Consider the following 22,767-nt stretch of genomic DNA (forward strand, 5'->3'; position numbering starts at 1 on the left):
GCCGATTTCCTGTATCAGCGCGCGAACCCCAAGGACAGCACGGCATGAGCGACCAAGCCCCGAAATCCGCCCCGGCGGTGAAGAAACTCTTCATCAAGACCTATGGCTGCCAGATGAACGTCTATGACAGCCAGCGCATGGCCGAGGCCATGGGCGCCGAGGGCTATGTCCTGACCGAGAACCAGGCCGAGGCGGACATGGTGCTGCTGAACACCTGCCACATCCGCGAAAAGGCGGCCGAGAAGCTTTATTCCGACCTCGGCCGGCTGAAGCCGCTCAAGGCGGAAAAGCCGGACCTGAAGATCGGCGTGGCCGGCTGCGTCGCCCAGGCCGAGGGGCAGGAGATCCAGCGCCGCATGCCGATCGTCGATCTGGTGGTGGGACCGCAGGCCTATCATCGCCTGCCGGCCATGGCGCGGGCCGGAGGCGGCGTCGATACCGAATTCCCGGCCGAGGACAAGTTCGAGCACCTGCCGAAGCCCGCCGCCGCCACCCGCCGCGCCCCCGCCGCTTTCCTGACCGTGCAGGAGGGCTGCGACAAGTTCTGCGCCTTCTGCGTCGTGCCCTATACGCGCGGGGCCGAGGTCTCGCGCCCCGTCTCGCGCATCCTGGCCGAGGCGCGCGACCTTGTCGCCCGCGGCGTGCGCGAGATCACGCTTCTGGGCCAGAACGTCAACGGCTGGCACGGCGAGGGGCCCGAAGGGGCCGAATGGGGCTTCGGCCGGCTGATCCGGGCGATAGCGGAAATCGACGGGCTGGACCGCATCCGCTATACCACCAGCCACCCCAACGACATGGCCGAGGACCTGATCGCCGCGCATCGCGACGAGCCGAAGCTGATGCCCTATCTGCACCTGCCGGTGCAGTCGGGCTCGAACCGCATCCTCAAGGCGATGAACCGCAAGCATACGGTGGACCAGTATCTGCGGCTGATCGAGCGCATCCGCGAGGCGCGTCCCGACATCATGCTGACCAGCGACTTCATCGTCGGCTTCCCCGGCGAGACGGACCAGGACCATCAGGACACGCTGGCGCTGGTGCGCGCGGTGAACTTCGGCACCGCCTTCAGCTTCAAGTATTCGCCGCGTCCCGGCACCCCAGCCTATGAGCGGCCGGAGGTCGAGGGCGCCGTGGCCGATGCCCGCCTGCAGGAGCTGCAGGCGCTGCTGACCAGCCAGCAGAAGGCCGCGCAGGAAGGCATGGTCGGCCGCGAGCTGGGCGTGCTGTTCGAGAAGCCCGGCCGCAACCCGGGGCAGATGGTCGGCAAGTCGGACTATCTGCACGCGGTCTTCGTCGAGGCGCCCCAGGCCAGGGTCGGCGACCTGGTGCGGGTGCGCATCACCCACAGCGCGCCGAATTCGCTGGCGGGCGTGCTGGCCGCCTGAACGGCACTGGCCCGCGCCGCCGGGCGCGTGCCGTTTCTTGGGCGTCGCGCCTTGCCGCCCTGCAGAAGTGGTTTTCCGTGCGCTGCATCGCCCAAAACCGCCCGGGGGGCTGATCGGCCAGCCGCGCGTGGCGCACCCTGCCGCCACCCTCTCCGGCGGCGGGGGCCGCCGCCGGGCTCAGGCGGTCGTCAGTTACGGCCCCGTCCGGGCGGGAACGAGGGCGGGAATGCCTGGGTCATGGCTGGCCGGCAAACAACAGCCGGCCGCCCTCTCACCCGCATTTCGAATGGCCGCAGGACGGGCAGGTCATGCAGCCCTCGATCATGCGCATGCCGTATTGGCCGCAGGCCGGGCAGGCCGGGCCGCGCGGGCGTTCGCCCACCGCCATGACCTCGGCCTGGGGGTCGGATTTCAGCCCCATGCCCTCGCCGGCCAGGAAGCCGGTGGCGATCATGTGCCGTTCGATCACCCCGCCGATGGCGGCGAGGATCGAGGGCACGTAGCGCCCCTCGATCCAGGCACCGCCGCGCGGGTCGAAGACCGCCTTCAACTCCTCGACCACGAAGCTCACGTCGCCGCCGCGCCGGAACACCGCCGAGATCATCCGCGTCAGCGCCACGGTCCAGGCGAAATGCTCCATGTTCTTCGAGTTGATGAACACCTCGAACGGCCGGCGGTGGCCGCCCTGCACGATGTCGTTGATGGTGATGTAGATCGCATGCTCGCTGCCGGGGAATTTCAGCTTGTAGGTCGCGCCCTCCAGCGCCGCCGGGCGGTCCAGCGGCTCGGTCAGATAGACCACGTCGGCGCCCTTGTCGGCCTGCGGCGCCTCCTCGGTCTTTTCGCTGACCGACAGGACCGAGCCGGTGACGTCGTTCGGGCGATAGGTGGTGCAGCCCTTGCAGCCCTTGTCCCAGGCGGCCAGGTAGACGTCCTTGAAATCCTCGAAGGAAATATCCTCGGGGCAGTTGATGGTCTTGGAAATCGAGCTGTCCACCCAGTCCTGCGCCGCCGCCTGCATGGCGACATGGTCCAGCGGCGCCAGGGTCTGGGCGTTGACGAAGTAATCCGGCAGGGGCGCGTCGCCCTTCAGGTCGCGCCACATCTGCACGGCGTAGTCCACGACCTCCTCCTCGGTGCGCGAGCCGTCCTTTTGCAGCACCTTGCGGGTATAGGCATAGGCAAAGACCGGCTCGATCCCGGAACTGACATTGCCGGCATAGAGGCTGATCGTCCCGGTCGGCGCGATGGAGGTCAGCAGCGCGTTGCGGATGCCGTGCTGCGCCACCGCCTCGCGCAGATCCGCATCCATGCGCTGCATGAAGCCCGAAGCCAGGTATTTCTTCGCGTCGAACAGCGGGAAGGCGCCCTTTTCGCGGGCCAGATCGACCGAGGCGAGATAGGCGGAACGCGCGATGGCCTTCATCCAGGCCCGCGTCTGCTCGACCGCATCCGCCGCGCCATAGCGCAGGCCCAGCATCAGCAGGGCATCGGCCAGCCCGGTGACGCCCAGCCCGATGCGGCGCTTGGCCTGCGCCTCGGCCGCCTGTTGCGGCAGCGGGAATTTCGAGGCATCGACCACGTTATCCATCATCCGCACCGCGGTGCGGACCAGTTCGTCCAGCGCCTCGGGGTTCAGGCGCGCATCGGCGGTAAAGGGCGCCTCGACCAGCCGGGCCAGGTTGACCGAGCCCAGGAGGCAGGCGCCATAGGGCGGCAGGGGCTGTTCGCCGCAGGGATTGGTCGCCGCGATGGTCTCGGCATAGTTCAGATTGTTCTGCTGGTTGATGCGGTCGATGAAGATCACGCCCGGCTCGGCATAGTCATAGGTCGCGCGCATGATGCGGTTCCACAGGTCGCGCGCCCGCACGGTGTGATAGACCTTGCCGTCGAATTGCAGGTCCCAGGAGGCATCCGCCTTGACCGCCTGCATGAAGGCATCCGTCACCAGCACCGACAGGTTGAACATGCGCAGCCGGGCGCTGTCCTGCTTGGCCTCGATGAAGGCCTCGATGTCGGGATGGTCGCAGCGCATCGTCGCCATCATCGCGCCGCGGCGCGAGCCCGCCGACATGATGGTGCGGCACATGGCGTCCCAGACATCCATGAAGGACAGCGGCCCCGAGGCGTCGGCGGCCACGCCCTTCACCTCGGCGCCGCGCGGGCGGATGGTGCTGAAGTCATAGCCGATGCCGCCGCCCTGCTGCATGGTCAGCGCGGCCTCCTTGAGCATGTCGAAGATGCCGGCCATGCTGTCGGGGATCGTGCCCATGACGAAGCAGTTGAACAGCGTCACCTCGCGCCCGGTGCCGGCGCCGGCCAGGATGCGGCCGGCGGGCAGGAACTTGAAATCCTCCAGCGCGGCATAGAAGCGGTCCTCCCACAGCGCCGGCTCCTTCTCGACGCGTGCGAGGTCGCGGGCGACGCGGCGCCAGCTGTCCTCGACCGACAGGTCGATCGGCTGGCCCTCGGCGTCCTTGAGCCGATACTTCATGTCCCAGATCTGCTCGGCGATAGGGGCGGAGAATCGGCTCATGGCAGGCGTCCTTGGCTAGGGTCGGAATCGGGGCGAGCGGGTCTTATACAGCCGCGCCCGCCCGGTTGGAGTCGGAAAAACATGAGAGGTATGAATATAGGCGAAACCGGCGCCGATTTCCAGATCTTGCGGGCGCGCGCACGGCCCGCACAACCTGTGGGGGCAGGCTATTGCTGCCCGCCGCCCAGCTCGTCGATGACGTTCTGCCACAGGCTGGCCGGCTGCGCGCCGGTGACGACATGGGTGTCGGCGACGATGAAGGTCGGCACCGAGTTGATGCCGCGTTGCCGGGCATGCAGTTCGCGGCTGGCGATCTGGTCGCGGTCCTCGGCCGTGGCGAGCAGGCGGCGGATCATCCGGCCGTCCATCCCGGCCTTCTCGCCGATCTCGACCAGAACGTCCGGGTTCGAGATGTTCCGGCCCTCGCGCCAATGCGCCCGCATCAGGCCGGACATGACCGGGCTCTGCACACCCTCCAGCCCGGCCCAGTAGAGCAGGCGATGGGCGTCGAGCGTGTTCGGCACCCGCTCGATCAGCGAGGGGTTGATCCACAGGCCCAGCCGCTCGCTGGCCTCCATCACCGGCTTCATGGCGGCGATGATGCCCTTCTCGTCGGTGAACTTCATCTTCATGTAGGCGACGTAATCCATCCCGGCCTGCGGCATCTGCGGGTCGAGGCGAAAGGGCTGCCAGGTGATGGCGAAAGGGTGGCCGGGGCGGCTTTCCAGCGCCCGGTCCAGCTCGGCCTTGCCGATCAGGCACCAGGGGCAGACCGGGTCGGCGAAGATGTCGAGGCGCACTTGGCCGGGAAGGGGGTCGGTCATTCAGCGATCCTTGCGATGGATGTCGCGCAGGGCGCGGCGGTTGATCTTGCCCGTGGGCGTCCGGGGCAGGGCGGGCAGGCGGATGTATTCGCGCGGCTGCTTGTAGCGCGCCAGCGCCGCCTCGACCTGCCGCCGCATCGCCTCGGCCGTGGCGGGGCCGGTCCAGAAGGCGGCGATGATGCTCGTGCCGGGGCCGACAGGCAGTTCGGCGGCGGCGACGTCGCCGGCATCGGGCAGGGCGGAAAGCGCGTCCTCGACCTCGCCCGGTGCGACGCGGAAGCCGCCGGCATTCATCATGTCGTCGGCGCGGCCCAGGGTGCGGATTGCCCCCTCGGGCGTGGCCTCGGCCAGATCGCCGGTCAGGAACCAGTCGCCCCGGAAGCGGGCGGCGGTCTCCTCGGGCTGGTCGAGATAGCCCAGGAACAGGCCGGGGTCCGAGCGGTGCACGGCCAGGATGCCGGGGCCCGGGCCCGGTGCGCCGCTATCGTCGAGGATGGCGATGCGGCGGCCGGGCTGGGGGAAGCCGGCCGTGCCCTCGGGCGCCGGCCGGGCCGGGCTGCCGGACAGGAAGGTCGAGCATTCCGACATGCCCATGGCCTCGTGCAGGTCGGTGCCGGTGCGCGCCTGCCAGTCGCGGCGCAACCCGGGGTCGAGCCGCTCGCCGGCGGTGAGGCCATGGCGCAGCCCGGCCCAAGGCTTCCACTCGGCGCGCAGAATGCGGCGGAAGACGCCGGGCGCGGCGGCGAGGATGGTGGCGCCGTGGCGGCTGGCGATCAGCGGGATCTGCTCGGGCGCGACGCCTTCGACCGGGATCAGCGCCGTGGCGCCGACGGTCCAGGGGTCCATGAGCCCGGTGCCGAGCGTGAAGGTCCAGTTGAAGGCGCCGGCATGCAAGAGCCGGTCCTGCGCCGTCAGCCCATACCAGCCGTCGAACATCATCCGGCGGGCGAGGATGGCGCGATGCGCGTGGCAGACGGCGCGCGGCTGGCCGGAGGTGCCCGAGGTGAAGACGATATAGGCCAGGTCGTCGGGATCGCGTTGCGCGAAGCCGGCCGGCGGCAGGGCGGCGAAATCGGCGAGCCGGGCGGCGGGCAGAACCGGGGCCGGGTGGTCCGGGAGCGCGATGCCCTGGTCGGCGACGATCATCGCCGGGCGGATGGCGGCGGCGATCCTGCCGATCTCGGGCGCGGTCAGCATCGGCGAGGTCGGGACCGGCACGATGCCGGCGGCGATGGCGCCGAGATAGGTCACCGGGAAGCCGGGATTGTTGCCCAGCCGCATCAGCAGCCGGTCGCCGGGTGCAAGGCCGGCTTGCAGCAGGCCCGTGGCGGTGCCCAGCACCGCCCGGCGCAGCCGGGCGTGCGACCAGCGGTCGGCGCGGCTGAGGCCGAGGACCGACATGGCCAGCTTGTCCGGCACCGCCAGCCCGGCTTGCAGCACATGTTCGGCCAGATTCATCCCGTCACCTCCGCCCGGTCCAGGGCTTCGGGATAGAGGCTTGCAGCGCGGCTGGAAAGGGGGCTCTGTCCCCCGCGAGGCCGGCCCCTTCCGGGGCCTGCCTCGCGTCCCCCGGGATACTTGTGCAAGAAAGAAGCCGGGGGCCGGCATGAAAGCGGCCGGCGCCTTGCGGGGCCGGCCGGTTCCGAAATTCCGGGTGCTGTCGAATCAGAGCAGCTTCAGATCCGAGGCCGAGCTGCGGCCGTCGCGGCCGGATTGCAGTTCGTAGGCGATCTTCTGGTTGTCGTTCAGGCCGGTCAGGCCGGCGCGCTCGACCGCCGAGATGTGGACGAACACGTCCTTGCCGCCGTCATCGGGCGCGATGAAGCCATAGCCTTTGGTGGCGTTGAACCATTTCACGGTGCCGGTAGCCATTATACCGTCTCTCCTTCAAGTCCTCCCGGGGCGAGATTGCGCCCGGGCCGTGCAGCCCTTTCCCGTCAAGTCCGGCTGCCCCGTGAAGGGAGGCGGTAGAAAGTCGTGCTCACGCGGACGAGAGGATGAACGATTCGCGGAAAAACGCAAGCAATAATGCGTCGCGCAAGTTGACGCGAGGTCAGCTTGCGCGGTGCCATGGGCAGATTCTTGCTGATCTGCGCCGGTCAGCGCAGATCGGGCGGCGTGGCCTCGGCGGCCAGGGCCTGGATCGCCTGATCCAGCCCCAGGCTTTCGCTGCCCTGCCGGTCGAGGCGGCGCACGGAAACGCTGCGCTCCTCGACCTCCTTCAGGCCGACGGCCATGATGACCGGCACCTTGCCGACCGAATGCTCGCGGACCTTGTAGTTGATCTTTTCGTTGCGGGTGTCGGCCTCGGCCCGCAGTCCGGCCTTGCGCAGCGCGGCCACCACCTGATGCACGTAATCGTCGGCGCCCGAGACGATCGAGGCGACCACGACCTGGCGCGGCGCCAGCCAAAGCGGCAGCTTGCCGGAATAGTTCTCGATCAGGATGCCGATGAATCGCTCGAAGCTGCCCAGCACGGCGCGGTGCAGCATGACCGGCATGTGTTTCTGCCCGTCCTCGCCGACATATTCCGCCTCAAGCCGCTGCGGCAGGTTGAAGTCGCATTGGAAGGTGCCGCATTGCCATTCCCGGCCGATGGCGTCGGTCAGCTTGAAGTCGAGCTTCGGCCCGTAGAAGGCGCCGTCGCCGGGATTGACCTCATAGGGCAGGCCCAGGTGCTCGATGGCGCCTTTCAGCGCCGCCTCGGCCTTGTCCCAGATCTCGTCGGAACCGACGCGCACATCCGGCCGGGTCGAGAGCTTGATGTCGAATTTCTCGAAGCCGAGATCCTTGTAGACCGAGGACAGGAGCCCGATGAAGCCGGCGCATTCCGCCTCGATCTGGTCCTCGGTGCAGAAGATATGCGCATCGTCCTGGACGAAGCCGCGCACCCGCATCAGCCCGTGCATGGAGCCCGAGGGCTCGTAGCGGTGGCAGGAGCCGAATTCGGCCAGCCGCAGCGGCAGGTCGCGATAGGATTTCAGGCCCTGGTTGTAGACCTGGACATGGCAGGGGCAGTTCATCGGCTTGAGCGCGTTGATGCGCTTTTCCTTGGCGCCTTCCTCGTCCACCTCGACGATGAACATGTTCTCGCGATAGGCTTCCCAATGGCCCGACTTCTCCCACAGGATGCGGTCGACGACCTGCGGGGTCTTGATCTCCTTGTAATCGGCGCGGATCAGCCGGCGGCGCATATAGGCTTCCAGCTCGCGATAGATCGACCAGCCGTTGGGGTGCCAGAACACCATGCCCGGCGCTTCCTCCTGGAAATGGAAGAGTTCCATTTCGCGGCCCAGCTTGCGGTGGTCGCGCTTGGCGGCCTCCTCCAGCATGGTCAGATGCGCCTTGAGGTCGTCGCGGTTCTTGAAGGCCACGCCGTAGATGCGCTGCAGCATCGGCCGCGAGGCGTCGCCCAGCCAATAGGCGCCGGCGACATGCGTCAGCTTGAAGGCGTCGGCTGGCACCTGGCCGGTATGCTGCAGATGCGGGCCGCGGCAGAGATCCTGCCAGTCGCCGTGCCAATACATCCGCAGATCCTCGCCCTCGGGGATGCGGTTCACCAGCTCGACCTTGAAGGGTTCGCCGCGGTCCTCGTAATAGGCCAGCGCCCGGGCGCGGTCCCAGACCTCGGTGCGCACCGGATCGCGGGCGGCGATGATCTGCTTCATCCGCGCCTCGATGGCGCCCAGGTCCTCGGGGGTGAAGGGCTCGGCGCGGTCGAAGTCGTAGAACCAGCCGTAATCGCGCACCGGGCCGATGGTGACCTTCACGTCCGGCCAGAGCTCCTGCACGGCGCGGGCCATGATATGGGCGAGGTCGTGGCGGATCAGCTCCAGCGCCGGCTCGCTGTCCTTCATGGTGTTGATGGCGATCTTGCCGCCGGTCGTGATCGGCCATTGCAGGTCGATATGGCGGCCGTCGAGGCTGGCCGAGATGGCGTTCTTGGCGAGGCTGGGGGCGATGGAGGCCGCGACCTCGGCCGCCGTCACGCCGGCGGGGTAGTCGCGCGCATTGCCATCGGGAAAGGTCAGGGAGATCTGGGACATGGAGTCCTCCTCGTCGGTTTGGCGCCCACGGAACGCCCGGTTGCGGGTATGTCGGGCGGGTGTGGCCCGATTGCCGGGCGTTGTCAATGCGGCTAGGGTCGCGGGGGGCTTTGCGCCCCCGTCGCGCGAGGCGCGACTCCCCGCAGGGTATTTGGGAAACAGAGAAATGACGCAGTTTCTGGAAGGGCCGCAGGGGCGGCGCATCGCTTATGAACGGGTCGAGGGGCGGGGGCCGGGCGTGGTGTTCCTGGGCGGGTTCCGCTCGGACATGCAGGGCACCAAGGCGCTGTGGCTGGAGGATTGGGCGCGGGCGCGGGGCCGGGCCTTCCTGCGCTTCGACTATTCGGGGCACGGCGAATCCTCGGGTGCCTTCGAGGAGGGCAGCATCGGCGACTGGTTCGCCGATGCCATGGCCGCGATCCGCGGGCTGACCGAGGGGCGGCAGGTGCTGGTCGGTTCCTCGATGGGCGGCTGGATCAGCCTGCTGCTGGCAAGGACCATGCCCGAACGGCTGGCCGGGCTGGTCACGGTGGCGGCGGCGCCGGATTTCACCGAGCGCGGCTATTGGGCCGGGTTTTCGCCCGCCGAGCGCGCGGCGCTGCAGGAGCGGGGCCGGGTCGAGCAGCCCAGCGACTATGGCGAGCCCTATGTCATCACCCGCCGGCTGATCGAGGACGGGCGCGACCATCTGGTGCTGGACCAGCCCCTGCCGCTGCCCTTCCCGGTGCGCTTCCTGCAGGGCACCGCGGATGCCGATGTGCCGATGTCCTGGGCGCTGGACCTGCTGGACCATGCGCGCGGCGAGGACATGCGGCTGACGCTGGTGAAGGGGGCGGATCACCGTTTTTCGACGCCCGACTGCCTGGCGCAGATCGGCGCGGCGATCGAGGAGGTCCTGGCGCGGGGATGAGAGGGGCGCGGCCGGCAGAGCGGGCCGCGCCCCGTTCCCGCGGGTCGTCAGACCGCGATCTTGGAATCGTGTTCGGTGAGGTTGCTGACGCCGCAATCGACCGGGACCGGGCCGCTGCGGCGGCGCTTGCGCTGGCCGGCGGGCTGGACCTGTTCGTCGATGAAGTCCAGCACCAGCGGGCGGATGTTCAGCCGCCAGCTCTTGCCGGCGAAGATGCCGTAATGGCCGGCGCCGGGCTCCAGGTGCTGGGTCTTGCGGCTTTCCGGCACCCCGGTGCAGAGCGCCAGCGCCGCGACGCATTGGCCCGGGGCCGAGATGTCGTCATTGGCGCCCTCGACCGTCATCACCGCGACATCGGTGATCTTGCCCAGATCGACCGGCTTGCCGTTCACGGTGAAGCGGTTCAGCGCGATTTCGCGCTCCTTGAAGATGCGCTCGACGGTGGAGAGGTAGAATTCGGCGGTCATGTCCATCACGGCGAGATATTCGTCGTAGAACGTGTTGTGCTTGTCGCCCTCGGAGGCCTGGCCGCGGGCCTCGGCGAAGATCTTGTCGAGGAAGGCCTTGGCATGGGTCTCGGCATTCATGGCGATGAAGGAGGAAAGCTGCGCGAGGCCGGGATAGACCATGCGCCCGGCGCCGCGATACTTGAAGCCGACCTGCTGGATCATCAGGTAGTCGAGTTCGCCCATGGTGATGCGGTTGCCGAAATCGGTCACCTCGGTCGCCGCCGCGTCGGGATCGATGGGACCGCCGATCAGGATCAGCGAGCGGGGCTGGGCCTTGGGGTCCTCCTCGGCCAGGAGCGCGGTCGCGGCCAGGGCCAGCGGCGCCGGCTGGCAGACCGCGATCACATTGGTGTCGGGGCCGAGATGGCGGATGAAATCGACCAGATACTGGGTGTAGTCGTCGATGTCGAACTTGCCGCAGCTGACCGGAATGTCGCGGGCATTGTGCCAATCCGTCACATAGACTTCGCAGTCCGGAAGCAATGATGTGACCGTGGTGCGGAGGAGAGTGGCATAGTGACCCGACATCGGCGCGACCAGAAGAACCTTGCGGGCCAGCGGCGTGCGCCGCGCGACGCGGAAATGCACCAGGTCGCCGAAGGGGCGCTCGATCACCGGCTCGACATAGACGACATGGTCCTGGCCGTCCTCGGAGACGATGGGCGGAATCTCCCAGTCGGGCTTGATGACCATGCGGGCGAAGCTGCGCTCGGTCACCCGGCCCCAGGCCGACATGAGCTTGAACAGCGGATTCGGCATCAGCGCGAAGGCCGGATAGGAGGCCAGGGCGCGCGCGCTGGCGCCCATCCATTCGTTGGTGTTCCGGATCGTCTCCATCGCGTCGTAGGAGATGATACCTCTCAAACCTTTATACGTCGTCATTCCCAACCTTCTCCCGTGAACCCGCCGGATTCGGCCTTGCCGGGGAATGACACGGCTTTACCTGCGTATTGTGCTGGGCATAATGATTTTACGGTTCAGGGAGGATTGTCAATTATGGCGGGCAAAGACGAAAAGCCGGAAAGCGAAACCGGGGCCCAGACTGCGGCCAGCCCGGGCAGGGGCCGCAAGGCGGGGGCGAAGGGCCGGGCAGCCGCGCAGGCCGAGGCCGCCCCGGCCGAATCGGACAAGCCGAAACGGACCCGCCGGGCAAAATCCGCGTCCGTCGCCGAGCAGCCGGCCGCGCCGAAGGCCACCGCTTCCAAACCCGCTGCAGCGAAGCCTGCCACCGCAAAGCCCGCCGCCGAGCAGCCGCAGCAGCCGGTGAAGCCGGCCGCGCCGAAGGCCACCGCTCCCAAACCCGCCGCAGCGAAGCCTGCCGCCGCAAAGCCCGGCGGCGCGAAAGCCGCGACCAAGTCGGGGGCGCGCAATGCCGTGTCGCGGGCTCGGGCGGCCAGCCGCAGCGATCCCCGCACCGGCACGCGCCGCAAGCCGGCCGCCAAATCGGCGGCCAAGGCCAAGGCCGAGCCGGCGACGCTGGGCGCCGTGGACGAGGCGCTGCGTCCGCTGGGCGCCGTCGGCCCGGGCGGCCTGCCGCCCATGGGCGCGCCCGTCGCCACGACCCCGGCGCCCGCCGCGGCTGAAAAGCCCGCCGCCGACGCGTCGCCCGCACCCGGTTCCGCCGCCGCCTTTGCCGAGGCCGCCTTCGGCGTCGGCAGCCGCCTGCCCGAGAAACTGGCCCAGAACATCGAGCGCATCGAATCGCTGACGCAGCGCCTGATCAGCGCCCTGGCACAGCGCCGCCCCCACAGCCCCGGGGTCGAGATGCCCGGCCCCGACCTTTTCGCCACCGCGACCTCGGCCTGGATCAAGCTGCTGGCCGAGCAGCCCGAGCGGGTGATCGGCCAGCAGGTCAGCTATTGGGGCGAGACCCTGCGCCATTTCGCCGAGGCCCAGGCCGCGCTGGCCCGCGGCACGCTGACCCCGCCGCCCAGCGAGGGACCGCGGGACCGGCGCTTCTCGAACCCGCTCTGGGAGGCGCATCCCTTCTTCAACTTCATCAAGCGGCAATACCACATCAACGCCCAGGCGCTGCAGGAGGCGGCCAGCGCCCTCGACCTGCCCGAGATGAGCGACCGGCGCCGCATCGAGTGGTTCACCCGCCAGATGATCGACATGATGGCGCCGACCAATTTCCTGGCGACCAATCCCGATGCGCTGGAAAAGGCGCTGGAGACCGAGGGCGAGAGCCTGGTCAAGGGGCTAGAGAACCTGGTGCGCGACGTCGAGCAGAACAGCGGCGAGCTGATCGTCTCGCTGGCCGACCGCGACGCCTTCCGCGTGGGCGAGAACATCGGCACCAGCGAGGGGACGGTGGTCGCGCGCACCAGGCTTTACGAACTGATCCAGTACAAGCCCACCACCCCGCAGGTGCACGAAATCCCGCTGGTGATCTTTCCGCCCTGGATCAACAAGTTCTACATCCTCGACCTCAAGCCGCAGAACAGCCTGATCAAATGGATCGTCGATCAGGGGCATACGCTGTTCGTGGTGGCCTGGAAGAACCCCGATCCCAGCTATGCCGACACCGGCATGGACGACTACGTCTCGGCCTATCTCGAGGTCATGGACCGGGTGCTGGACCTGACCGACCAGAAGAAGCTGAACGTCGTCGGCTATTGCATCGCCGGCACCACGCTGGCGCTGACGCTGTCGCTTCTGAAGCAGCGCGGCGACGACAGGGTGAACGCGGCCACCTTCTTCACCGCGCTGACCGATTTCGCCGACCAGGGGGAATTCACCGCCTATCTGCAGGAGGATTTCGTCTCGGGCATCGAGGAGGAGGCGGCGCGGACCGGCGTGCTGGGCGCACAGCTGATGACCCGCACCTTCAGCTTCCTGCGCGCCAACGATCTGGTCTGGGGCCCGGCGATTCGCAGCTACATGCTGGGCGAGATGCCGCCCGCCTTCGACCTGCTGTTCTGGAATGGCGATGGCACCAACCTGCCCGGGCGCATGGCGGTGGAGTATCTGCGCAGCCTGTGCCAGCAGAACCGCTTCGTCCGCGACGGGTTCGAGCTGATGGGCCATCGCCTGCATGTCGGCGACGTCACCGTGCCGCTCTGCGCCATCGCCTGCGAGACCGACCATATCGCGCCCTGGAAGGACAGCTGGCGCGGCATCGCGCAGATGGGTTCGAAGGACAAGACCTTCATCCTGTCCGAATCGGGCCATATCGCCGGCATCGTCAACCCGCCCAGCAAGAAGAAATACGGTCACTATACCTCGGATGCCGGCTTCGATCGGGACGAGCAGCACTGGCTGGACCGGGCGCAGCACCATGAGGGCAGCTGGTGGGGCCGCTGGGGCGAATGGCTGGCCCGGCGGGCAGGAGAGATGGTCGAGGCGCGCGACCCCGGCGAGGGCTTCGGCCCCGCGCCCGGGCTTTACGTCCACGAGCGGGCGTAAATTTTTTCTGCACTGCAGCAAGAAAATCTTGCAATGCTGCAGTGCAGAAAGTATATGGGGGACAGAAGAGTTCAACCGGTGCCGAAGCTTCGCGCCGACCTAGGAGAGAGCAAATGGCCAAGACCCCTGACTTTACCAAGACCATGCAAGAAGTGATGGCGAAATTCCCGGTCGATACCTCGTCGTTCCAGGACGCCTTCAAGTCGCAGACCGCCCTGGGCGAAAAGATGGCCAAGGTTGCCCTGGCCGCTGCCGAGCGTTCGACCGAGATCTCGGCCCAGTGGGCCAAGGACACCATCGCCCGCATGGGTGAGCTGACCTCGTCCAAGGAAGAGCCGGCCGAATACGCCAAGGCGCTGAGCGACTTCGCCACCGCCGCCGCCGAAATGGCCGCCGAGCACATGGCCGCCTTCGCCGAAGTCGCCAAGAAAGTGCAGATGGACACCGTCGATCTGATGCTGACCGCCGGCAAGGACCTGGCCTCGGACGCCCAGAAGGCCGCCGAGAAGGCCACGCGCGAGACCCAGGCCGCGGTCAAGAAAGCCGCTGCCGCCGCGACCACGGCCAGCACGGTGACCAAGGCCTGATCCGGCCTCGGACGTTTCGGGACAAGGGGGCAGGTTTCTGCCCCCTTTTCTCATGCCCGCCGGGGCGTCCCACTTTGCCCAGCATGGCGATTTTCTTTGCATTTCTCCGGGTCATTTCCCATCATGCTGCAAATGCATTGCCGGAGGAGCCATGGCTGAGGCCGAGAACACGACCCCGCTTCTGATCAAGCGCTATGCAAGTCGCCGCCTCTACAACACCGAGACGAGCGATTACGTCACGCTGGAGGACATCGCGGGTTTCATCCGTGCCGGGCGCCAGGTGCGCATCGTCGATCTCAAGACCGGCGACGACCTGACCCGGCAATATCTGTTGCAGATCATCGCCGAGCACGAGGGGCGGGGCGAGAATGTGCTGCCCATCGACGTGCTGATCGATCTGGTGCGCAGCTATACCACGCAGGCGCAATCGGTGGTGCCGCAATTCCTGGCCGCGAGTTTCGAGATGCTGCGCGAGGGCCAGTCCAAGATGATGGAGAACCTTTCGACCTTTCCCAACCCGATGTCCTCGATGCCGGGGTTCGAGGCGCTGCAGCGCCAGCAGCAGCTGTTCCTGAAGGCGATGGCAGCGGGCTGGGGCGCGGGCAGCAGCGGCCCCGACATGGACGAGATGGAGGGCGAGGCGTCTTCCGGCGGCAAGAAGGGCTCGGGCGGCGAGGACATGGCCGAGATCCGCCGGCAGCTGGCCGAGCTTCAGAAGCGGATTTCGAAGCTTTGAGAGAACTGCGACTTGCGCAGCCCGGCCCGTCGCGCTAGACGAGCCGCCACGGACGGTTGGCCGAGTGGTCGAAGGCGCACGCCTGGAAAGTGTGTAGGCGGGGAACCGTCTCGAGGGTTCGAATCCCTCACCGTCCGCCATATTCCGTTGATTTAATTGATAAATATGAATTTTTGGAGCGCGCCCGCCATTGTGCCCGCCACGCGCGAAGCGCTTGATATGGTGCGTGGCTGGTAGCCCGGAAGAGTGCCTGAAGCGAGTCAGTTCTGCGGAGGCGGCGGCCTTCTCCTCATTCTCGCCGGAATATCGTCAGATGCCAGAGGGATTGCCGAAGGCGAGGGCAGCCTTAGGCCAGCCAAAAGCGCCTCATAGCTTTCCGGTTCGTCCTCTTCCTGCCCGCCCGGATCGTTGGCTTGATGGTCAACAGGATTATAGCTGTGGACTCGAAGCTCGGCGACACCCGGCGCCATCGGCAGCACCGGCTGTTCCCGATCCAGCGCCTGGATCTGGGATTTTTCGTCCACACACAGCACGATGGCCCGGTTCGGCGGGGCCATGTAAAGGTCGACGATATCCCGCACCTTGTCGACGAACAGCGGATCGGTGGAAAGTTTGAAGGTCTCACTGCGATGCGGCTGCAGGCCGAACGCAGTCCAGATCCGGCGGATGGTGGTGTGCGACAGGCCCGTCGCGGCAGCGATCGAGCGGATCGACCAATGGGTGGCATCTCTCGGCGTGGTGTTCAGTGTCCGCCCGATCACCTCGGCTCCCTGATCGTCCGACGCCCTGCGGGGCCGACCAAGACGATATTCGTCGGTCAGCTCCTCGATCCGGTCCCTGACGAACCGCCTGCGCCATTTGCCGACCGTATGCTCATGCACTCCGAGCCGCGCCGACCTCCTTGCTTTGCAGCCCTTCCGCACAGAGCAGTATCGTCCGGCACCGGTCCGACAGCGACCGCGCGGCCTTGCGATGCCGGACATGCGCCTCGAGAAAGTCGCGCTCATCGGTACTCAGAACCACCTCGTCCGCCACTCGACCAACCATACCGTCCCTCCAAAATCGTCAGGGTCAAGGATATGAAACTACAGTTCCAGGTGACCAGGCCATGCTGACCGGTCCTGTCGGCTTAGACTCGATGTGGTCGCGGCCATGTTCAAGGCTTCCTCAAGTGTCGATCCGTATAACCATTTGTCAGACGAAGCGTCTTTGGGCTGGTCGTAGAGGATGCCACCGCCAGCGATGCTGACCGTATCCTCTCTCAAGCTCTGTGTAGCCTATAACAACCTCGTTTCTGATCGTCCAGTGGTGGTTAGGGGCCGGGCGATTCGCGCAGGAAACGAGGGAAATCAAACCCCGTAGCAGAAAGGGGGCACCACTTGGGACATATCCGGTTGAGGATTTGTGTTTGCCAATGACTTCAAGCGATTATGAGAAGTTCAATGGCTCCGGCGGTAGGGATCGAACCTACGACCAATTGATTAACAGTCAACTGCTCTACCGCTGAGCTACGCCGGAACACGGGGCGGTGTATAGCTTCGCTCTTTGGGGGCGTCCAGAGGGGTTTGCGGATTTTTTTCCTCGATCTCGGAAATTCCCGCTGCCGGGTATTCAGCCGGGTGTTCAATGGGCGGAAAACACCGATCCCGAGGTGATCGGACCGCCGGTCGAGACCGCGCCCAGCTCGGACAGGGCAATCAGATGCGCCAGCACATTGCGCGTCGCCGCGGGAATCAGCATGGGCGGCACCTGGTAGATTTGCCGCGCAAGCGACTCGGCCGTGGCGGGGCCGGCGCGCAGCGCCGAAAGGATCTGCACCGTGCGCGCGCGGCGATGCGCCGCAAGCTCGGCCAGACGCGCCGAAGGATCGTGCACCGCCGCGCCATGCGCCGGCAGCAGCAGCCGCGCGCCCGCCGAATCGAGCCGCTCCAGCGAACGGAAATAATCCGCCAGATCCCCGTCCGGCGGCGAGATGATCGTCGAGGACCAGCCCATCACCACATCGCCGCAAAAGATCGTCTCTTCCTGGCGAAAGGCCAGGTGGCCGGCGAAATGGCCGGGCGTGTGCAGCGCGGTCAGCCGCCATTCGTCGGTCTCGACCACCGCGCCGTCGCCCAGGGCGATGTCGGGGGCAAAATCGCGGTCAAGGCCTTCGCCGCCTTCGATGGCCCCTTCGCGTGCCAGCCGCTCCATCACCGCCGAGCGGCCCGCCTCGGCGGGGCCGAAGCCCAGGATCGGCGCGCCGGTGGCCTGCGCGAGCGCACGGGCGCCGCCGGAATGGTCCAGGTGCGCATGGGTGACGAAGATATGGCTGATGCGGCCTGCCCCGGCGGCCAGGATCGCCTGGCGATGCGCGGCAAGGTCGGGGCCGGGATCGATCACGGCGACCCGCTCGCGCCCCAAAAGGAAGGTGTTGGTGCCCGGCCCGGTCAGAGGCGAGGGATTGTCGGCGGTGATGATCCGCAGGGCTTTCTCGGCGCTTGTCATGCGGCTAACCTAGCCAGGGACGGGCCGGTTTTCCAAGGCCGCAATGAGGCGAAGGGCGATGAATTTCGACTGGCTGAAACGGGTCATGCCGCGCGGCCTCTACGGGCGGGCGGCGCTGATCCTGTTCCTGCCGGTCGTGGTGGTGACCATCGTGGTCACCGTCATGTTCCTGCAGCGGCATTTCGAGGACGTGACCCGGCAGATGACCTCGGGCATGGCCCATGAGGTCGCACTGGTCGCCGCGCGGATCGAGGCGGCGCCGGATATCGAATCGGCGCGCGTCTCGGCCGGCGAGGTGGCTGACCCGCTGGGGCTGGAGCTGGTCCTGCCGGCCGAGCCCGGCGCGGACTGGCGTGGCTTTTACGATCTTTCGGGCCGCATCGTCATCGCCGAGCTGCACGAGCGCGTGCCGGCGGTGCGCGCCGTCGATCTGAGCCAGCGCCGCGAGGTGCGGGTGACGCTGCAGGGGCGCTGGGGCGACTATCGGCTGGTGTTTCCGCGCGGCCGGGTCAGCGCCTCGAATCCGCATCAGCTGCTGGTGCTGATGATCGGCACCTCGCTGTTGATGACCGCCATCGCCACGATCTTCCTGCGCAACCAGCTGCGGCCGATCAAGCGCCTGGCGCGCGCCGCCGAGGAATACGGCAAGGGCCGGATCATCCCCTATCGCCCCGGCGGCGCCAGCGAGATCCGCAGCGCCGGCACCGCCTTCCTGGAGATGCGCGCCCGCATCGAGCGCCAGAACGAGCAGCGCAAGCAGATGCTGTCCGGCGTGAGCCACGATCTGAGGACACCCTTGACCCGGCTGCGGCTGGGCCTGTCGATGCTGAGCCCGGACTATCCGCCCGACCCGGACGAGATCGCGGCGCTGGAAGGCGACGTGGCGGCGATGGGCCGGATGGTCGACGCCTTCCTGGACCATGCCCGCGACGCGGCCCAGGACGGCCCGCCCGAGCCGGTGCCGGCGCTGGATTTCCTGCGCGGCATCGTCGCCGACGCGCAGCGCGGCGGGCAGCGGGTGGTGCTGCATTCGGTCGCGGGCGAAGAGGCGGGCCGCGCCACCTTCAGCCGCGACAGCCTGCGCCGCGCCGTCGAGAACCTGATCGGCAATGCCGTGCGCTATGGCGACCGCGCCGAGGTCGATGCGGCGCTGGGGCCGAGCTATTTCCGCATCTCGGTCGAGGATGACGGGCCCGGCATCCCGCCAGAGAAGCGCGAGGAGGCGCTGAAGCCCTTCACCCGGCTCGATCCCTCGCGCAACCAGAACCGCGGGCAGGGGGTGGGGCTGGGCCTGTCCATCGCCGCCGACATCGCCCGCGCCCATGGCGGTCAGCTGCGGCTGGGCGAGGGCGAACGCCTGGGCGGCTTGCGGGCCGAGATCGTGATTCCGCGCTGAGCGGCGCGGTTGCGGGACGCCCCCCGGCGGGCTAAGGCTGTCACAAGGACATAAGACAGAAGGGATTCCGCGATGCGGGCATTCGTATTTCCGGGACAGGGCGCCCAGGTCGTGGGCATGGGGCGCGAGCTGGCCGAGGCCTATCCGGCGGCGCGCGCAGTCTTTGCCGAAGTGGACGAGGCGCTGGGAGAGAGCCTCTCCGACCTGATCTGGAACGGCGATATCGAGACGCTGACCCTGACCCAGAACGCCCAGCCGGCGCTGATGGCCACCTCGCTGGCCGCCTTCCGGGCGCTGGAGGCCGAGGGTTTCGGCATCGCGGACGCGGATTTCGTCGCCGGCCATTCCCTGGGCGAATATTCGGCGCTTTGCGCGGCCGGCGCGCTGAGCCTGGCCGATACCGCGCGGCTTCTGCGCCTGCGCGGCCAGGCCATGCAGGAGGCGGTGCCGGTCGGGCAGGGCGCCATGGCGGCGATCCTCGGGCTGGACTTCGCCGCCGTCGACCAGATCGCGCGCGACGCGGCCGAGGGCGAGGTCTGCCAGGCCGCCAATGACAACGACCCGGCGCAGGTGGTGATCTCGGGCCACAAGGCGGCGGTGGAGCGCGCGGCGGCGCTGGCCAAGGAGCGCGGCGCCAAGCGGGCGCTGATGCTGCCGGTCTCGGCACCGTTCCATTCGGCGCTGATGCAGCCGGCGGCGGCGGTGATGGCCGAGGCGCTGGCCGCGGTCGAGATCGCGGCCCCGGCCGTGCCGCTGGTCGCCAATGTCCGCGCCGAGCCGGTGAGCGAGCCGGGCGCCATCCGCCGGCTTCTGGTCGAGCAGGTGACCGGTGCCGTGCGCTGGCGCGAGTCGGTCGAGTTCCTGGCCGGCGCGGGCGTGACGGAGTTCTGGGAGATCGGCGCCGGCAAGGCGCTGTCGGGCATGATCAAGCGCATCGCCAGGGAGGCGGCGGTGAAGAATATCGGCGCTCCGGCGGATATCGCGGCGCTGAAGGGGTAAAGGGGGCTCCGCCCCCATCCCTGCGGGATTCCCCCGGGGTATTTGGAAAACGGAGAAGAGCTTGATGTTTGATCTGACGGGCAGGAATGCGCTGGTGACCGGGGCCTCGGGCGGGATCGGCGGCGCGGTGGCCGAGGCGCTGCATGCCGCCGGGGCCACGGTGGCGCTGTCGGGCACGCGCGAGGCGCCGCTGCGGGAACTGGCCGAGAAGCTGGGGTCGCGGGCGCATGTCGTGACCGCCAACCTGGCCGATGCGGCCGCGGTCGAGGCGCTGCCCAAGGCGGCGGCCGAGGCCATGGGATCGGTCGATATTCTGGTCAACAATGCAGGGATCACCCGCGACAACCTGTTCATGCGCATGTCGGACGAGGAATGGGCGCAGGTGATCGAGGTCAACCTGACCTCGAGCTTCCGGCTGTGCCGGGGGGTCTTGCGCGGCATGATGAAGGCGCGCTGGGGGCGGATCGTGAACATCGGCTCGGTCGTCGGCGCCACCGGCAACCCGGGGCAGGGCAACTATGCCGCAGCCAAGGCGGGTCTGGTCGGCATGTCGAAGAGCCTGGCCTATGAGGTGGCCTCGCGCGGGATCACGGTGAACTGTGTCGCCCCCGGCTTCATCGAGACCGCGATGACCGACAAGCTGAACGACGAGCAGAAGGGCCGGATCCTGACGCAGATCCCCGCCGGCCGCATGGGTTCGGCGCAGGAAATCGCCGCTGCGGTGCTGTATCTGACCAGCCCCGAGGCGGGTTATGTCACCGGCGCCACGCTGCATGTCAACGGCGGCATGGCGATGATCTGATGATGGTTTATGCGGGTTGCAAGATCACGTCTCCGTGCTATATCCCGCAAGCAAGGCTGCAGGGGAACCGCCCTGGGCTGTGACCGGCAATCGCTGGAACATCTGGGCGGATTGCCCGCGAAAACGAGGAAGAGACATGAGCGATATCGCTGATCGCGTGAAGAAAATTGTCGTCGAGCACCTGGGTGTCGATGAGGACAAGGTGACGGAAACCGCCTCGTTCATCGACGATCTCGGCGCCGATTCGCTGGATACCGTGGAACTGGTCATGGCGTTCGAGGAAGAGTTCGGCATCGAGATCCCGGACGACGCCGCCGAGACGATCCAGACCTTCGGCGATGCGGTGAAGTTCATCCAGGGCGCGGTCTGATCCTGCTCTGAGAGACGTGAAGGGCGGTGCTTTCCCGGGGAAGCGCCGCCCTTTTTCTTTGCCTGCGGCGGTTTGACCCGACGTCGCGCGGAACCGCCGCGTCCCGGCCTTCGTTTTCAGGGCGAACCTGACGAAGGAGAGTTTCATGGCCGTAAATGTCAAAGGGCTCAGCGACAATGCCCGCAAGACCGCGATCGCCGAGCTGAATGCCCGCCTGGCCGACGCCCTGGCGCTGTCGGCGGCGATCAAGCAGGCGCATTGGAACGTCAAGGGCCGCAACTTCATCGCGGTGCACGAGCTGTTCGACACGGTCAAGGCGCGGCTGGACGAGCATGTGGACATGATGGCCGAGCGCGTGCAGGTGCTGGACGGGGTGGCTGTCGGCACGGTCGAGAAGGTGGCCAAGGCCAGCACGCTGAAGGAATACCCGACCGACCTGACCAAGGCCGAGGACCATATCAAGGCGGTTTGCGAGCGGATGCGCGATTACGGCGAGAAGGTGCGCGCCGCCATCGACGCCACCGACGAGGCGGGCGATGCCGATACCGCCGACCTGTTCACCGCCGCCTCGCGCGCCGCCGACAAGGATCTGTGGTTCCTGGAAAGCCATCTGGAGTGAGGGGCCTGCCAGAGTGACGAACCGGGGCCTTGGCCCCGGTCTTGCTTTCTGCGCCGCTTATTTCGGCATCGGCGCGGTGATGCCCTCGACATAGAAATTCATCGAGGACAGGTCCTGGTCGCTGGCCACTTGCCCCTCGGCCAGCCAGTCGCTGCCATCCTGCTTCTTCAGCGGCCCGGTGAAGGGGTGGTATTCGCCCGAGGCGATCCTGTCCTTCAGCGCCAGCGCCTCCTCCTTGACCTCGGGCGGCACGGCCTCGGTGATCTCGCCGATCTCGACCTCGCCGTCGCCGATGCCCAGCCAGACCGAATGTGAGGTCCAGCTGCCGTCCAGCACCTCGCCCACGCGCTTGACGTAGTAGGGCGCCCAATTGTCGATGATCGACGAGACCCGCGGCGTGGGCTTGAAGGCCGCCATGTCGCTGGCCTGGCCGAAGCCGAAGGCGCCGGCCTCCTGCGCCTTGGCCAGCGGCGCGGTCGAGTCGGTGTGCTGCAGAATCACGTCCACGCCCTCGGCGATCAGCGCGGCGGCGGCGTCGGCCTCTTTCGCGGGGTCGAACCAGCTATAGGCCCAGACCACCTTCATCTCGACATCCGGGTTCACCTTCTTGGCGTGGATATACGAGCTGTTGATGCCCTGGACCACCTCGGGAATCGGGAAAGAGCCGATATAGCCGATCTTGTTCGACTTGGTCATGCGCCCGGCGATGGTGCCCATGACGGCGCGGCCCTCGTAGAAGCGGGCGTCGTAGGTGGCGACGTTCTCGGCGGTCTTGTAGCCGGTGGCGTGCTCGAACTTCACGTCGGGGAATTTCTTGGCGACGTTGATCGTGGCGTCCATGAAGCCGAAGCTGGTGGTGAAGATCAGCTTGTGGCCGGAGAGCGCCAGCTGGGTGATGGCGCGTTCGGCATCGGCGCCCTCGGGCACGGATTCGATATAGGTGGTCTCGACCCGGTCGCCATATTCCTTTTCGACCGCCTGACGGGCCAGGTCGTGCTGATAGGTCCAGCCGCCGTCGCCCACCGGCCCGACATAGATGAAGCCCACCTTGAGCTTTTCATCCTGCGCAAAGGCGGGCAGGGCCGAGGCGGCCACAAGGGCGGCGGCGCTGCCGAGAAGGGTTCTGCGGTTCATCATGGTCTCCTGTTGGTTG

At 67.4% G+C, this 22,767-nt stretch carries 18 protein-coding genes, 2 tRNA genes and 1 pseudogene; 11 read left to right on the forward strand and 10 right to left on the reverse strand.

Annotation, left to right across the window (positions count from 1 at the left end; all coding sequences use genetic code 11):
* Window positions 1–44 precede the first annotated feature (44 nt).
* Window positions 45–1,385: a tRNA (N6-isopentenyl adenosine(37)-C2)-methylthiotransferase MiaB gene (miaB, locus tag PARJ55_RS0107175; RefSeq protein WP_051416180.1), complete on the forward strand. Its 1,341-nt coding sequence runs from the start codon at window positions 45–47 to the stop codon at window positions 1,383–1,385.
* A 271-nt stretch (window positions 1,386–1,656) separates the two neighbouring features.
* Here the strand turns inward: miaB and PARJ55_RS0107180 are convergent, their stop codons facing one another.
* The 5 genes from PARJ55_RS0107180 to thrS all read right to left on the reverse strand — a co-directional run bounded on the left by PARJ55_RS0107180 (window position 1,657) and on the right by thrS (window position 8,791).
* The gene (locus PARJ55_RS0107180; protein WP_028712418.1) at window positions 1,657–3,921 is read right to left on the reverse strand and encodes an adenosylcobalamin-dependent ribonucleoside-diphosphate reductase; all 2,265 of its coding nucleotides are present in this window, start codon (window positions 3,919–3,921) and stop codon (window positions 1,657–1,659) included.
* A gap of 167 nt (window positions 3,922–4,088) precedes the next feature.
* The gene (locus PARJ55_RS0107185; protein ID WP_028712419.1) at window positions 4,089–4,745 is read right to left on the reverse strand and encodes a DsbA family oxidoreductase; all 657 of its coding nucleotides are present in this window, start codon (window positions 4,743–4,745) and stop codon (window positions 4,089–4,091) included.
* Window positions 4,746–6,203, reverse strand: a complete 1,458-nt coding sequence (locus PARJ55_RS0107190) for a class I adenylate-forming enzyme family protein (RefSeq protein ID WP_028712420.1) — start codon at window positions 6,201–6,203, stop codon at window positions 4,746–4,748.
* Between the two features lie 207 nt (window positions 6,204–6,410).
* Window positions 6,411–6,617, reverse strand: coding sequence for a cold-shock protein (locus PARJ55_RS0107195; protein WP_011747293.1), 207 nt, complete (start codon window positions 6,615–6,617; stop codon window positions 6,411–6,413).
* A gap of 227 nt (window positions 6,618–6,844) precedes the next feature.
* Complete coding sequence (thrS, locus tag PARJ55_RS0107200) at window positions 6,845–8,791, reverse strand: threonine--tRNA ligase (RefSeq protein WP_028712421.1); 1,947 nt, start codon at window positions 8,789–8,791, stop codon at window positions 6,845–6,847.
* A 166-nt stretch (window positions 8,792–8,957) separates the two neighbouring features.
* Between thrS and PARJ55_RS0107205 the strand changes: the two genes are divergently transcribed.
* Window positions 8,958–9,701: a carboxylesterase gene (locus PARJ55_RS0107205; protein ID WP_028712422.1), complete on the forward strand. Its 744-nt coding sequence runs from the start codon at window positions 8,958–8,960 to the stop codon at window positions 9,699–9,701.
* Window positions 9,702–9,748: 47 nt separating this feature from the next.
* Here PARJ55_RS0107205 and phaZ read toward each other — a convergent pair whose 3' ends face one another.
* Window positions 9,749–11,092, reverse strand: coding sequence for a polyhydroxyalkanoate depolymerase (gene phaZ, locus PARJ55_RS0107210; protein ID WP_156929441.1), 1,344 nt, complete (start codon window positions 11,090–11,092; stop codon window positions 9,749–9,751).
* Between the two features lie 114 nt (window positions 11,093–11,206).
* Between phaZ and phaC the strand changes: the two genes are divergently transcribed.
* The 4 genes from phaC to PARJ55_RS0107230 all read left to right on the forward strand — a co-directional run bounded on the left by phaC (window position 11,207) and on the right by PARJ55_RS0107230 (window position 15,081).
* Entirely contained in the window at window positions 11,207–13,618 is a 2,412-nt protein-coding gene (phaC, locus tag PARJ55_RS0107215; RefSeq protein ID WP_028712424.1) for a class I poly(R)-hydroxyalkanoic acid synthase, read from the forward strand.
* Between the two features lie 113 nt (window positions 13,619–13,731).
* A complete protein-coding gene (locus PARJ55_RS0107220) occupies window positions 13,732–14,205 on the forward strand; it encodes a phasin family protein (RefSeq protein ID WP_028712425.1) in 474 nt (157 codons plus the stop codon).
* A gap of 151 nt (window positions 14,206–14,356) precedes the next feature.
* Window positions 14,357–14,941 (forward strand): polyhydroxyalkanoate synthesis repressor PhaR, encoded by a 585-nt coding sequence (gene phaR, locus PARJ55_RS0107225; protein ID WP_028712426.1) that lies wholly within the window; start codon window positions 14,357–14,359, stop codon window positions 14,939–14,941.
* 50 nt (window positions 14,942–14,991) lie between these two features.
* Window positions 14,992–15,081 (forward strand) — tRNA-Ser (locus PARJ55_RS0107230).
* Between the two features lie 291 nt (window positions 15,082–15,372).
* Here PARJ55_RS0107230 and PARJ55_RS21575 read toward each other — a convergent pair.
* The 3 genes and pseudogenes from PARJ55_RS21575 to PARJ55_RS0107245 form a co-directional block, all read right to left on the reverse strand.
* Window positions 15,373–15,988: pseudogene (locus PARJ55_RS21575) on the reverse strand (IS630 family transposase); the annotation flags it as partial.
* 396 nt (window positions 15,989–16,384) lie between these two features.
* Window positions 16,385–16,459: transfer RNA gene (locus PARJ55_RS0107240), tRNA-Asn, on the reverse strand.
* A gap of 105 nt (window positions 16,460–16,564) precedes the next feature.
* Window positions 16,565–17,428: an MBL fold metallo-hydrolase gene (locus PARJ55_RS0107245; RefSeq protein WP_028712427.1), complete on the reverse strand. Its 864-nt coding sequence runs from the start codon at window positions 17,426–17,428 to the stop codon at window positions 16,565–16,567.
* Between the two features lie 58 nt (window positions 17,429–17,486).
* Here PARJ55_RS0107245 and PARJ55_RS0107250 point away from each other — a divergent pair, with 58 nt between their 5' ends.
* The 5 genes from PARJ55_RS0107250 to dps all read left to right on the forward strand — a co-directional run bounded on the left by PARJ55_RS0107250 (window position 17,487) and on the right by dps (window position 21,614).
* Window positions 17,487–18,824 (forward strand): ATP-binding protein, encoded by a 1,338-nt coding sequence (locus PARJ55_RS0107250; protein WP_028712428.1) that lies wholly within the window; start codon window positions 17,487–17,489, stop codon window positions 18,822–18,824.
* A 72-nt stretch (window positions 18,825–18,896) separates the two neighbouring features.
* A complete protein-coding gene (gene fabD, locus PARJ55_RS0107255) occupies window positions 18,897–19,823 on the forward strand; it encodes an ACP S-malonyltransferase (RefSeq protein WP_028712429.1) in 927 nt (308 codons plus the stop codon).
* 64 nt (window positions 19,824–19,887) lie between these two features.
* A complete protein-coding gene (gene fabG, locus PARJ55_RS0107260) occupies window positions 19,888–20,625 on the forward strand; it encodes a 3-oxoacyl-ACP reductase FabG (RefSeq protein WP_028712430.1) in 738 nt (245 codons plus the stop codon).
* A 136-nt stretch (window positions 20,626–20,761) separates the two neighbouring features.
* On the forward strand, window positions 20,762–20,995 hold the full coding sequence (locus PARJ55_RS0107265; RefSeq protein WP_010397399.1) for an acyl carrier protein: 234 nt from the start codon (window positions 20,762–20,764) through the stop codon (window positions 20,993–20,995).
* Window positions 20,996–21,140: 145 nt separating this feature from the next.
* Window positions 21,141–21,614 (forward strand): DNA starvation/stationary phase protection protein Dps, encoded by a 474-nt coding sequence (gene dps, locus PARJ55_RS0107270; protein ID WP_028712431.1) that lies wholly within the window; start codon window positions 21,141–21,143, stop codon window positions 21,612–21,614.
* 57 nt (window positions 21,615–21,671) lie between these two features.
* On the opposite strand, the gene PARJ55_RS0107275 is transcribed toward dps, so the two are convergent.
* On the reverse strand, window positions 21,672–22,748 hold the full coding sequence (locus PARJ55_RS0107275; RefSeq protein ID WP_028712432.1) for a BMP family ABC transporter substrate-binding protein: 1,077 nt from the start codon (window positions 22,746–22,748) through the stop codon (window positions 21,672–21,674).
* Between the last annotated feature and the right edge of the window lie 19 nt (window positions 22,749–22,767).

The sequence above is a fragment of the Paracoccus sp. J55 genome (genome assembly GCF_000513975.1).
GTDB lineage: Bacteria > Pseudomonadota > Alphaproteobacteria > Rhodobacterales > Rhodobacteraceae > Paracoccus.

Bases quoted from the DNA above. Each gene is read 5' to 3' on its own strand.
- miaB (WP_051416180.1), top strand. From the start codon at position 45: ATGAGCGACCAAGCCCCGAAATCCGCCCCGGCGGTGAAGAAACTCTTC.
- PARJ55_RS0107180 (WP_028712418.1), bottom strand. From the start codon at position 3,921: ATGAGCCGATTCTCCGCCCCTATCGCCGAGCAGATCTGGGACATGAAG.
- PARJ55_RS0107185 (WP_028712419.1), bottom strand. From the start codon at position 4,745: ATGACCGACCCCCTTCCCGGCCAAGTGCGCCTCGACATCTTCGCCGAC.
- PARJ55_RS0107190 (WP_028712420.1), bottom strand. From the start codon at position 6,203: ATGAATCTGGCCGAACATGTGCTGCAAGCCGGGCTGGCGGTGCCGGAC.
- PARJ55_RS0107195 (WP_011747293.1), bottom strand. From the start codon at position 6,617: ATGGCTACCGGCACCGTGAAATGGTTCAACGCCACCAAAGGCTATGGC.
- thrS (WP_028712421.1), bottom strand. From the start codon at position 8,791: ATGTCCCAGATCTCCCTGACCTTTCCCGATGGCAATGCGCGCGACTAC.
- PARJ55_RS0107205 (WP_028712422.1), top strand. From the start codon at position 8,958: ATGACGCAGTTTCTGGAAGGGCCGCAGGGGCGGCGCATCGCTTATGAA.
- phaZ (WP_156929441.1), bottom strand. From the start codon at position 11,092: ATGACGACGTATAAAGGTTTGAGAGGTATCATCTCCTACGACGCGATG.
- phaC (WP_028712424.1), top strand. From the start codon at position 11,207: ATGGCGGGCAAAGACGAAAAGCCGGAAAGCGAAACCGGGGCCCAGACT.
- PARJ55_RS0107220 (WP_028712425.1), top strand. From the start codon at position 13,732: ATGGCCAAGACCCCTGACTTTACCAAGACCATGCAAGAAGTGATGGCG.
- phaR (WP_028712426.1), top strand. From the start codon at position 14,357: ATGGCTGAGGCCGAGAACACGACCCCGCTTCTGATCAAGCGCTATGCA.
- PARJ55_RS0107245 (WP_028712427.1), bottom strand. From the start codon at position 17,428: ATGACAAGCGCCGAGAAAGCCCTGCGGATCATCACCGCCGACAATCCC.
- PARJ55_RS0107250 (WP_028712428.1), top strand. From the start codon at position 17,487: ATGAATTTCGACTGGCTGAAACGGGTCATGCCGCGCGGCCTCTACGGG.
- fabD (WP_028712429.1), top strand. From the start codon at position 18,897: ATGCGGGCATTCGTATTTCCGGGACAGGGCGCCCAGGTCGTGGGCATG.
- fabG (WP_028712430.1), top strand. From the start codon at position 19,888: ATGTTTGATCTGACGGGCAGGAATGCGCTGGTGACCGGGGCCTCGGGC.
- PARJ55_RS0107265 (WP_010397399.1), top strand. From the start codon at position 20,762: ATGAGCGATATCGCTGATCGCGTGAAGAAAATTGTCGTCGAGCACCTG.
- dps (WP_028712431.1), top strand. From the start codon at position 21,141: ATGGCCGTAAATGTCAAAGGGCTCAGCGACAATGCCCGCAAGACCGCG.
- PARJ55_RS0107275 (WP_028712432.1), bottom strand. From the start codon at position 22,748: ATGAACCGCAGAACCCTTCTCGGCAGCGCCGCCGCCCTTGTGGCCGCC.